Here is a 12,433-nt window from a genome sequence, read left to right on the forward strand (position 1 = left end):
TTTCTTTTATGTTTATGAATGGCTATTCTCTTTATAAGTAGTAAAATTTAAATTACGATAACTAACACTTAGGAGGTAAATGAAATGGTTTTACCAATTATAATAGATACGGACCCAGGGATAGATGATGCTGCTGCGATTAGTTTAGCACTGTGTCATCCTAACTTTGATGTGAAGATGATTTCTACTGTTAATGGTAATGTTAATATTGACAAAACAACTGCAAATGCACTGAAACTCAAAGCTTTTTTTGGAAGTAATGTTCCTGTTCACAAAGGAGCGGCAAAACCTTTAATAAATAAAATAAATAGTGCAAGTCATGTTCATGGAGAAAGTGGCATGGATGGTTTTGAATTTCCAGATATTTCTTTAGAAACGCTTTCTTCATCGCATTCAGTAGAAGCGATGCACGATATTTTAGTTAATACTAAAGAACCTATCACTCTTATTGCTTTAGGTCCACTGACTAATATCGCCCTACTTTTCAATACTTATCCTGAGAGTAAGTCCTATATTAAAGAAATTATTTTAATGGGTGGAAGTACCGGCCGTGGCAATGTGACTCCCGTTGCAGAATTTAATATTTATTGTGACCCCGAAGCTGCGCATGTAGTATTTAACAGTGGTTTACCTTTAACAATGATTGGCTTAGATTTAGCTCGTCAAGCTCTATTTACTCATGACTTTATTACTTCTTTTAAAAAAATGAATCAAACGAGTTCAATGCTATATAATATATTTCAGCATTACAGAGAAGATGATTTTGAAACGGGCTTAAAATTATATGATGTATTTACAATTTTATATTTAATGGATAGTGAGAATTATGAAGTTAAAGAAGCTGATGTACAAATTGAGTTACAAGGTAACTTAACACGTGGAGCTACAGTGGTAAATTTTAAATCTGATTATCCTAATTGTAGTGTAGTTACATCTACCTTTAATAAAAATTATGAGCAAATCTTTTTAAAGATGCTTGAAAAATGTAAATAACTATTTGTACATAAAAATAACGCTGTATTGTTAGAGTGAATAATTTATATTCATTCTAAATCAATACAGCGTTTATTAGTGTTAATAGCTATAGTATGATGTTTGATTTAATAATCTATCATAAATATGTGAAATTTTATTTTCATTTGAAACTTTATTCGCATTTGCAATGTTAGTTCCTAATACCACTATATAACGTTGATTGAAATATACTGTAAAAATTTGTCCGAAAAACACTCCGTTTATACGATCTCGTTGTTGCCCCACATAGAAGCCATATCTATACGATTCAGGATAGATAGTACTTCCCGTTTGTTGCAATAAAGGCGTAGTAATCGATTCATCAAGTATTTTGTTTTGTTGCAAGTTATGGACTAAATGTGCCATATCATACGTAGTCATGAACAAATTACCTGCGCCATAGTACTGGTCTAAAATATCTGGATGCATTGTTTTTAATTGATTGTTAATTATTTTATATCCTGTAGCCATATATTTTTGATACGGCTTTTCATTGAAGAACGCACTATTATCTAACCCATTTGGCTTAGCTAGTCCTTCATAATAATTTTCAACATATGACTTGTGAGTGACCTTTTCGATAACTTGTGCTAAAACTAAATAGTTTGCATCATTATATAAGTGCTTATGATAGAACTTATTATCTATTCCTTTACGTTGGATCATATGTACAGCACTGTCCAAACTTTTAGACTTTGGAGAGGCTTCAAATTTATATAAACCGCTTCTATGTAACATTAAATCTTTTAAGGTAATTGTCTTAGAAGTTTTAAACCATGGAAGATATTTAGTGACAGGCTCATTAATATTAATTTTATTTTGAAATTCTAATCGCTTTAACATTAACCCTGTAGTAAATTTTTGTGCTGAGCCAATTAAATACATTGTATCTGGCGTGTTTTTAATACCATTTTTAATATTACGATAGCCATAACCCTTATTTAATACTAATTTGCCACGATCTAGGATAGTAATTGAACCATTAAATTTAGTGTCTTTTAAATATGTATCAATATTTTTCATATTGATATCGTGAGCTTCCACTGTTTTTAAATGCTCAATTTTTTTTATATCTTTATCTCTATTTAGGAGATACATTTTATTATCATTTTCTTTATTATATTCGCTTTCCTTATGTCTAGCGCTCATTAGCTTCATTGAGAAAGTGATAATTAATAAAACTAGTATACATAATACTACTGTAAAAAATATTATTTTAATCTTATTCGTCTTCATCTATTGCCTCTTTATAATTAAATGGATAGCATTATAATTAAATTTAAGTTAGCCTTACCACTAATATTCATTTAATATTTTATATTATATATTATGATATAAAATAATTCATCATTAACTTATCATACTCTATTCACCAAAAAGAACATCATCCTTTAGTCTGATAAAGGGAATTATTTTATTCTTTTCAATAAATTCAACTAAATTATCGACTCATATTTTCACAAAAATTTAAGTTGTAATTTCTCCCAAAGAGTAATACAATTTATGGTTATGAGAGTTAAAGAATATTAATAATTAAGCACTTCAATCATTCTTGTAAAAATATATTATTTTAAATAGAAACTACAAACATTATAAATAAAATATATTTTATATTTATTAATTTAAGTGTTAACTATTCAAAATTAGTATAGGAGCGAAAGTTATGAACCGTTTTTTAAAATATTTTATGATGTTATTGACTTTAGTTCTTATAGTGATTCCTGTAATTTTTATTATTAATTTATATCATAGTTCTGAAGATGCTATGAAAGTTTCTTATAGTAAAGATGATGCAAAACGCGAATCAAACTTAAGAAAGAGTAAAGTTGATCCTTCAAAGGATGCTGTTTCAATTTTATTTCTAGGAATTGATGATAATGAAGGCCGTAGAAAAAATGGTCAAACTACAGAACACTCAAGAACCGATTCAATGATTCTTTCAACTTTTAGTCCTCAAAAGCACCAAATTAGATTACTAAGTATCCCCCGTGATACAATTAGTTATATTCCTAAGGTCGGCTATTATGATAAAATTACCCATGCTCACGCTTATGGTGGACCTGTAGCTGCAATGGATTCTGTCGAAGCTACATTAAATGTGCCAGTTGACTATTATGTTCGAATTAATATGGATGCATTTGTTCAAGCGGTTAATGAGCTTGGTGGCATTTATTATGATGTTCCTTATGATTTAAATGAGCCTAACACAGATGATACAGGCAGAATTAAAATAAAAAAAGGCTATCAAAAACTTAATGGTGATGAAGCTTTAGCTGTAGCAAGAACTCGTCATCATGATTCTGATCTTAAACGTGGCGAGCGCCAAATGGATTTAATTAAACTTCTTTTCCTAAAAGCAAAGGATTTAAATTCATATAATAAATTAGATGAATTAGTTCAAATTGTGGGTAAAAATGCGAAACATAATTTAACGTCTCAAGAAATTAAAAAGCTTGCTTCTATGTATTTATCAGATGACATAGATTTTAAAAAATCTCAATTAAAAGGTAAAGACGATTATTTAGACGGTATCTATTACTATAATCCAAGTGTTGATAGTATCGCTAAATATTCAAATTTATTGCGTTCGGATTTAGGACTATCTAAAATAACAGATAAGAAAGAATTTTTAGATGAACGCGTTATTAAACATTATGGTTCATTAATACCATTAACACCACTTGATCAATCTTTATTGAAAAGTAATCAAAAAGACACTACGTCAAATAAGGAATCAACTGATAATCAATCAAATAATCATTCTGGGGATACAAATCCTAATGGTGATGCTCAGAGTAATAATAATGAGGAAAATCCAACCTCTCCAAATGATAATAACTCAGAAACAACGTTTACCCCAAATCAATCAAATGAATTAGATAACAATAATCAAAATAATCAGTTATATTAAGTGAAAGGAGCACGTACAATGTCACGTAAAACGTATGAAAAAGTTGCCAATATTAATGGGATGTTCAATGTTTTAGAACAACAAATCATTCATAATAAAGATATGGCGTTATTCAGAAGTGAATTCTTCTACGTTAATCATGAGCACCGTGAAAATTATGAAGCTTTATTGGTGTATTATGATAATACTTCAGAGAATCCTGTTGTAAATGGCGCTTGTTATATTGTAGCGCTCCCAGAAATTTTTAATAAAGTAGACGTATTTGAATCAGAGTTACCATTTTCTTGGGTATACAATGAGAATGGTATTACAGAAACGATGCAAAATATAAGCATACCACTTCAATATTTAATTGCTGCAGCATTAGAGGTTACTGACGTCAACTTATTTAAACCTTCTGGCTTTACTATGGGAATGAACAACTGGAATATCGCTCAACTTAGAATTTTTTGGCAATATTGTGCCATCGTGCGTCAAGAAGCTCTTTAATTATAATCTTGTAAGATTAGGGCGGGCCGATGAAATCTATTTATTTAATATTGATTTCTGGTTCGCCCTATTTTTATATCATCTTTTAATATAGAATAACTCTATACTTACATTTATTTTACCTAGCAATTAATTCTTTAAAAGGAGAATTTAATAATGTTTGAAATTGTAAAAAATAAAGAAATGCTTTCAGCTTGTTTTGCAATTAGAAAAGAAGTATTTGTTAAGGAACAAGGAGTACCTCTCGAAAATGAACTTGATTCATTTGAAGAAGAATCCACTCACGTTCTGGGATTTGATCAAAGTCATCATCCATTTGCTTGTGCTAGGTTTCGCCCGTATGAAGAAGCTGCAAAAATAGAACGCGTGGCAATCTTAAAAGAGTATCGTAAATATGGCTATGGTCATTCTCTAATGACTGCTATAGAACGCTTTGCTAAAGCACAAGGATATCATCGACTAGTTTTAAATGCTCAAACCCAGGCTCAGGGATTTTATGAAAAATTAGATTACACACCTATAGGTGAGGTATTTTTAGAAGAAAATATCGAACATGTTAAAATGTATAAAAATATCTAATTTTTATATATTATTTTTTCTTATTACAAGTGAAGACACAAAATTCGTCCCTCTGTCGCTATTTACATTAAATATTAATGTAAAATAAATTTATTTTCAAAATTAAATGATATTTAAACTATTTATTATTTCATTCTTAGTTTTTTAGTCACCGTTAGTATAATTATTCTTTTTTAATATAAATAACAATAGATTAAAGTTAGTTTACAAAATAGTAAAATTAATTATTCACATTCAATTTATTATTATAATAGGAATGAAATAACAATAATGAGGAGTAAAAATATGAAAAAAAAATTCAACCTTAAATTACCTTCAATGATTGCAATCACCCTAGTTGGAGCTGCATTCACATCACATCAAGCTCATGCAGCTGAAAACAATCAATCGAAGTCAGACGCTAAAAATGTCATTGATAACCAACATCAATTAAATAGTGCTGAACAAGCTAAACAACAAGTAACAAGTTCAACTCAAAATATTTCTGGTGTTCAAACGTATCACAACCCATCTAAAGTTAAAGCAAATGCGTCTTCTAATGTTAATTCATATGATGCTAACTTAGATAGATTAAACAGTTCAAACAACCAATCAACTAGTCAAAATAGTAATAAAGCTGGCCCTACAAACAACATAAATACGAATAAAGAAGCAACAACTAACAACGTTTCAACTAATAAAACAACTAACGCTCAAGTTAATAAAACGACTAACGCTCGAGTTGCAAATACTGCTGAAACAAAGAATATCCAACAAGCAAACACAAATGTAAGTAGTAACAAACAAAATACCCAACAATCGAAGAATCAAGCAGTATTAAAACAACAAAAGACTCAAGCAAACCAACAAACTACAACTCATAATAATAATGTTCAACAGTCATCTATTTCTAACACAGAACAAGCAAATCAAAAACAAGCTAATGACAAATCTAACACTACTATTCAAGCACAACCTAAAGCACAAACATTAAGTGCATCAAATTTAAATAATAATAGTAGCAACAATCAAAATAGCACACAGACAACTAATGTTCAAAATGCAAAAAACAATTCAACAGTAAATGCTCAAAGTAAATCTTTAGATCAAAAAAATACACAACCTAAAACTCAAAATAATACTAATAATACAAATAAAGCAACAACTACTATTAATACGACATCACAACAAGTAAATCCTACAACTAATGCGCAAAACAATACTAATAAAAATGTGACGACTTATGCTCAACAAACAGCTCAATCATCAACTGAGAACCCTACATCTACATCTGTTGGTGGTAAAGGTGGCCCTGCTACCAATGTTCGTGCTGTTCAACGTTATGCGGCTAATTCAACACTACCAAAATATACTCCACAAGTGAGTTCATCAGTTAATAATTATATTCGTTCTAACAATTTACAAGCGCCAAAAATTGAAGAAAATTATACATCTTATTTCCCTCAATACGGCTATCGTAATGGTGTAGGTAAACCCGAAGGAATTGTTGTGCACGATACTGCCAATGATAACTCTACTATCGATGGCGAAATCAATTATATGAAGAATAACTATTATAATGCCTTTGTACATGCTTTTGTTGATGGCAATCGCATTATTGAAACTGCTCCAACTGATTATTTATCTTGGGGGGCAGGTCCACAAGGTAACAACCGTTTCATCAACGTTGAAATCGTGCATACGCATGACTATGATTCATTCGCACGTTCAATGAATAACTATGCGGATTACGCAGCTACGCAATTACAATATTATGATTTACAACCAAATAGTGCTGAGTATGATGGTCAAGGTACTGTGTGGACACATTACGCTATTAGCCGTTACTTAGGTGGTACGGACCATTCAGATCCACATGCATATTTCCAAGCGCATAACTATAGCTATGATGAATTGTATGATTTAATTAATGAGAAATATTTAATTAAAGTTGGAAAAGTTGCACCTTGGGGCACAACATCAAGTAATACTTCAAATAACAATTCAAGCTCTAATAACAATAATAGTAATAAAGGAAATAACAGTACCAACACTAGTACAAATGACAAATTAACTGTTAAAGCAACAACTGGTTTAGCTCAAATTAATACAAATAATAGTGGTGTTTACGGTACGGTTTATGATAAAACAGGGAAAACAACAGACCAAGTTCATAACACTTTAGCCGTTACAAAATCAGCACAATTAGGTTCAGATAAATATTACTTAGTATCTGATTATAATAGTGGCAAAACATATGGCTGGGTTAAACAAAATGAAACAACTTACAATACGGTCAAATCTCCAGTATCAGTTAACCAAGCATATACTATTAAATCTGGGACTACTTTATATACAGTACCTTGGGGTAATTACAATCAACAAGCAGGCACTATTTCTAAATCAAATACTGCACCATTCAAAGCAATTAAATCTCAACAAGTAGGAACAGCTACTTATTTATACGGTTCAGTTAATGGACAAAATGGCTGGGTAAGTCAATCTTATTTAAGTCCCCTAGCGACTAATAATAATACATCTAAAGTTTCAGAATTAAAAAACACCCTAGGTCAGGTTTCGGTTAATAGTAAAGGTGCATATACAACAATTTATGATAAAACAGCTAAAGCAAACCCTACACTTAACGGTAGTACGTATCGCATCACTAAAAAAGCCAATTTAAATAACCAAGACTATTACTTAATTTCTGATTATAATAGTGGTCAATTACGTGGATGGATCCCAGCATCAGATATTTCTATTAAGACTGCTACACCAAAATCAACAGCAGTGACTTCATATAAATTAAACAGTAATACGAATGTTTATACTACACCTTGGGGTGGCAATCAACAAATTAAAACAACGCTACCAATTAGCAATCAAGAATTAAGATCAATCGATGAAATCAAAGTTGGAAATGATACGTATCTACATGGTGTAGTTAATAATGTATGGGGCTGGGTTAATGCTAAGGATGTAGCAAAACCAAGTGTTAACGCTAAATTTGTTAAACCTGCTACAACGCAAACTGTCTCTGGTATGGCACAAGTGAATGCTAATAATGGTGGTATTCGTACGTCAGTTTATGATGAAAATGGTAAAAATGCAGCTAAATACGCTAATAAAACTTATAAAGTAACTAAAGAAAGAACACTTAATGATAATACGTATGTTCTATTACAAAATCCAGTCCAAAACACACCGTTAGGTTGGTTCAATGTGAAAGATTTAAACATTCAAAATTTAAGTAATGAACAAAAACTTTCTGGTACTTATACTGTAAACAAATCTAATAATGGACTTTATTCAGTAGCTTGGGGTACAACACAACAACGTTTAGACAACAAAGATTTAGCAAACCAAACGTTCAAAGTTTCAAAAGCTGCTACTATTGGTAATGCAACTTACTACTATGGTACAGTAAATGGCAAAACTGGCTGGATTGCGCAAAAAGATTTATCAGCTAAAACAGTAGTTGACGATACTGAAAACTATAATGATGAATTAATTATTGATAGTGTAAATAGTTTTTACTATGATACACCTTCTTCAGCAAAAGCTTATGCATTGAAACCGTATAATGAACAAATTTTCCAAGTGACTAAACGTAAGGTAGTTAATGGTAAAACATGGTACTACGGTAAATTAAGTAACGGCAAAAATGTATGGATTAAAGATACAGATTTAAAAAAACAACTTGTTAAAAATACAAAATCATATCAAACATTAAACCAAGCTGTAGCGACTCAACAAAATGCATATGGCGCGAAACCACAAGTGCAACGCAATGGCTATGGATGGTCAAATGCATCAGCTAGTGAAATTAAAAATGCTATGAATCCAGACACATTATCTAAAGATAATACACTCAAATACCAATTTTTACGTTTAGATCGACCACAAAACTTATCAGTAGCTAGCATGAATACGCTACTTAAAGGCAAAGGCGTTCTCGAAAATCAAGGTCAAGCATTTAGTGATGCAGCTAAATCAGCAGGTATTAATGAAATTTATTTAATTGCACATGCATTAATTGAAACAGGTAATGGTCAATCACAATTAGCCAAAGGTGCAGATGTAGTGAATAATTACGTGACTACTAAAAGCCCAAACAAATATTACAATGTATTTGGTATTGCGGCATATGATAGTGCTCCAATTTCTAATGGTATAAACTATGCTAAAAATGCAGGATGGAATTCAGTATCTAAAGCCATCATTGGCGGTGCTAAGTTCATTGGCCAAGATTATATTAAAGCTGGTCAAAATACACTTTATAAAATGCGTTGGAACCCTGATCTTCCAGGTACACACCAATACGCAACTGATATTAATTGGGCCAATCTTAATGCTCAGAACTTAAAAGCGTTTTACGATAAAATCAAAGTAGTAGGAAAATATTTCGAGATTCCAAGCTTTATTAAATAACAACTAAAATTAAAAATATAAGAGATAGCAAAATAAAAATGCTTATCTCTTATATTCCTTACTTCATAAAAAACACCCTACGTATTCGCACTTAAGAAAAGTGTAGGTACGTAGGGTTTTATTTTAAAAATATACATGACGACTATTTAATTTATTCAATAATGAGTTTAAATTTTCGATTTCTTTTTTTGATAAACATTGGCATCGTGCCTCAATTAACTCACATCTTGCAGTGTTAATCTGCTTAATTAAATCACGTGCTTCTTCTGTTAAACATAATTCTTTACAACGTAAATCTTCGTGTGATTGTTGACTTGTAATGTATCCTTTATAAACTAGTTTCTTAATCCATCGTGATACAATAGATTGTTCTCTACTAATCTTCATTGTCAAATCATATTGAGATAAACGGTCATAATTATATAAAATTCGTAATAATTCTAATTGGTCGTTAGTAATATCTGTCCGTTGTCCAAAGCGTCTATTTACTAAATTAAGATCATTATTCGTTAATGTGATAAGTTTTTCTAGTTGATTGTACATAGCTGTTCTACTCCACTTTTGTAATTGTTATTATTATAAAATTTATTCTATCATTATACAATACTATTCAACAAATTGACTAAATTTGTTGCATTATTATATTAATATATACTAAGTTATATACAGTTAACATTTAATAAAGGAGCCATCGTATGACTATAAATAAAGAAAGAGACTACTTTTTCGACAACGCACGTGCAATACTCATTTTTTTAGTCGTATTAGGTCATATGATTCAGCCTTATACTTCTGAGAGTAAATATATGTTAGCTTTGTATCTTGTGATTTATAGTTTTCATATGCCAACCTTTTTATTTATCTCAGGATACTTCGCAAAGCATTTAGATAAACCCAATTATTTAGAGAATGTCGCTAAAAAATTGCTTGCACCTTACGCTATTTTTTATGCTTTTTTCTCAATATATTATTTTATAACTGGAAAAAGTGATGCCATTCAAATGGACCCATTCAATCCTGTATTTGCTTTATGGTTCTTACTGACACTATTCTTTTTCCATGTTATTTTAGTGATCATTCGTCGTTATAACCCAATATATGTCTTGCCTATCGCTATCATTGTTTCAATTTTAGCAGGCTTTTCAGATAACGTAGGAGGCTATCTAAGCGTTTCACGCACAATCGTTTTCTTTCCTGTTTTTTATATAGGTTATTTGATGACAAGATCACATACTCAAATTTTCCGAAATAAAAAATTAAGCATTGTATCAATATGTATACTCATCGGCTTCTTTATCGGTTATTACATTCATCCTATTAATGGAGAATGGTTACTAGGCAGTAGTCCTTATACATCTCTTGAGCAACATAAAGAAAATGTCTATAGTCCGATTAAACGTTTAATGCATTATGTCATTATTTTTGTAACAATGTTTGCATTCTTGAACTTGATGAGTAATCACAAACGTTTCTACACTTATATTGGACCTCGTACGATGTATGTCTATCTATTGCATGGCTTGGTTATTGGCATCGTCCGAGGGTTCGAGCTTTATCCTTTTAAAGATTCTATTACTTTATGGAGTTACATTTATTTAATTGGGACTTCGATTCTAATTGTCTATGTTCTCTCAAGTAATTTTGTCTGTAAGTGGTTCAATCCTGTCATTAACCTAAAGAAACCATCGCAATTTAAATAATTAATTTATTGAAAATGAAAAACAACATGTCTATACCAAATTATAGTAATTAAAAGTATGTTATTATTAGATTATTCTAAAAATTCTATAGTAATATACAAGATGGCTATAGTTTGGTATTTTTTTGAGGTGTATAACATGAAATTATCATTAAATTCAAATTCTAAATTTTTAAGAGCACCAAGTATCCGACAATTCTCTAATCGTATGAAACATATTGATGATTGTGTCAATTTAACGATTGGTCAACCTGATTTCCCAATGCCAGAGGTTGTTAAAGAAGCATATATTAATGCGATCAAAGAAGATAAAACAAGTTATTCTCATAACAAAGGATTGACTGAAACACGCCAAGCGATCAGCCAATACTTCAAAAATAAATATGGCTTTTATTATAGTGAAGAAGAAATCATCGTGACCAATGGTGCGAGTGAAGCGTTAGATACCTCTTTACGCAGTATCATTGAACCTGGCGATGAAATCCTCATCCCTGGTCCAATTTACGCAGGTTATATTCCCCTTGTAGAAACGCTTGGTGGACAGCCTGTATATATTGATACCACACACTCTGATTTTAAAGTAACACCTGAATTAATCGCTCAACATATAACCGATAAAACGAAAGCAATTTTACTCAACTACCCTACTAACCCAACCGGTGTTATTTTAGAACGTCATGAAGTAGAAGCTTTAGTAGAATATTTAAAAACGAAAGAAATCTTCATTATTAGTGATGAGATATATGCTGAAAACACTTTTAAAGGGCAGCATACATCTTTTGCAGAATATGAAGTAATTCGTGATCAATTATTATTAATTGGTGGTTTGAGCAAATCACATTCAGCTACAGGTATTCGTATTGGCTTTTTATTAGGTCCTGAATATCTTATTGAAAAGTTAACTTTTATGCATGCGTATAATTGTATCTGTGCTAACGTACCTGCACAAATTGCATGTATTACTGCGTTAAATGAAGGGTTAGATGCGCCACAATATATGAATGAAGCGTATGTTGAACGTCGAGATTATTTAAAAAGCAAGCTAGTAGAATTAGGTTTTGAACTTGAAGCTCAACCAGAAGGTGCATTTTATATTTTTCCTAGCATTAAGAAATATACAGAAGAAGACTTTGATTTTTGTGTCAAAGTATTAGAAGAAGCTCATGTAGCTATCGTGCCAGGATCCTCTTTCACTAATATTGGTAAAGGTTATGTGCGTATCTCTTACGCCTATGAAATGGGCGTATTAAAAGAAGGCATGCGTCGTTTAGAAGCATTTTTAAAACAAAATTATGATTTATAACTAAAAAGGACACATAAAGAGATTTATC

At 30.9% G+C, this 12,433-nt stretch carries 9 protein-coding genes; 7 read left to right on the plus strand and 2 right to left on the minus strand.

Features of this window, described 5'->3' with window-relative positions; genetic code table 11:
• The first annotated feature begins 84 nt into the window (after positions 1-84).
• On the plus strand, positions 85-993 hold the full coding sequence (gene rihC, locus MT340_RS08865) for a ribonucleoside hydrolase RihC (protein ID WP_243589628.1): 909 nt from the start codon (positions 85-87) through the stop codon (positions 991-993).
• Positions 994-1,074: 81 nt separating this feature from the next.
• Here rihC and MT340_RS08870 read toward each other — a convergent pair whose 3' ends face one another.
• The gene (locus MT340_RS08870; protein ID WP_243589629.1) at positions 1,075-2,250 is read right to left on the minus strand and encodes a serine hydrolase domain-containing protein; all 1,176 of its coding nucleotides are present in this window, start codon (positions 2,248-2,250) and stop codon (positions 1,075-1,077) included.
• A 427-nt stretch (positions 2,251-2,677) separates the two neighbouring features.
• Here MT340_RS08870 and MT340_RS08875 point away from each other — a divergent pair, with 427 nt between their 5' ends.
• The 4 genes from MT340_RS08875 to MT340_RS08890 all read left to right on the plus strand — a co-directional run bounded on the left by MT340_RS08875 (position 2,678) and on the right by MT340_RS08890 (position 9,403).
• Complete coding sequence (locus MT340_RS08875) at positions 2,678-3,925, plus strand: LCP family protein (protein WP_243589630.1); 1,248 nt, start codon at positions 2,678-2,680, stop codon at positions 3,923-3,925.
• Positions 3,926-3,943: 18 nt separating this feature from the next.
• Entirely contained in the window at positions 3,944-4,414 is a 471-nt protein-coding gene (locus MT340_RS08880; protein ID WP_243589631.1) for a DUF2538 family protein, read from the plus strand.
• Positions 4,415-4,570: 156 nt separating this feature from the next.
• Positions 4,571-4,993 (plus strand): GNAT family N-acetyltransferase, encoded by a 423-nt coding sequence (locus tag MT340_RS08885; RefSeq protein WP_243589632.1) that lies wholly within the window; start codon positions 4,571-4,573, stop codon positions 4,991-4,993.
• Between the two features lie 285 nt (positions 4,994-5,278).
• Positions 5,279-9,403 (plus strand): GW dipeptide domain-containing protein, encoded by a 4,125-nt coding sequence (locus MT340_RS08890; protein WP_243603771.1) that lies wholly within the window; start codon positions 5,279-5,281, stop codon positions 9,401-9,403.
• Positions 9,404-9,526: 123 nt separating this feature from the next.
• Here MT340_RS08890 and MT340_RS08895 read toward each other — a convergent pair whose 3' ends face one another.
• Positions 9,527-9,946 carry a MarR family transcriptional regulator gene (locus tag MT340_RS08895; RefSeq protein ID WP_243589634.1) on the minus strand — a complete coding sequence of 140 codons (420 nt, stop codon included), beginning with the start codon at positions 9,944-9,946 and terminating at the stop codon, positions 9,527-9,529.
• Positions 9,947-10,098: 152 nt separating this feature from the next.
• Between MT340_RS08895 and MT340_RS08900 the strand changes: the two genes are divergently transcribed.
• Together MT340_RS08900 and MT340_RS08905 are read left to right on the plus strand one after the other, a co-directional pair.
• Positions 10,099-11,103, plus strand: coding sequence for an acyltransferase family protein (locus MT340_RS08900; RefSeq protein WP_243603772.1), 1,005 nt, complete (start codon positions 10,099-10,101; stop codon positions 11,101-11,103).
• Positions 11,104-11,241: 138 nt separating this feature from the next.
• The gene (locus MT340_RS08905; protein ID WP_243589636.1) at positions 11,242-12,405 is read left to right on the plus strand and encodes an aminotransferase class I/II-fold pyridoxal phosphate-dependent enzyme; all 1,164 of its coding nucleotides are present in this window, start codon (positions 11,242-11,244) and stop codon (positions 12,403-12,405) included.
• Positions 12,406-12,433 lie beyond the last annotated feature (28 nt).

This window comes from Staphylococcus sp. NRL 16/872, assembly GCF_022815905.2.
Lineage (GTDB): Bacteria > Bacillota > Bacilli > Staphylococcales > Staphylococcaceae > Staphylococcus.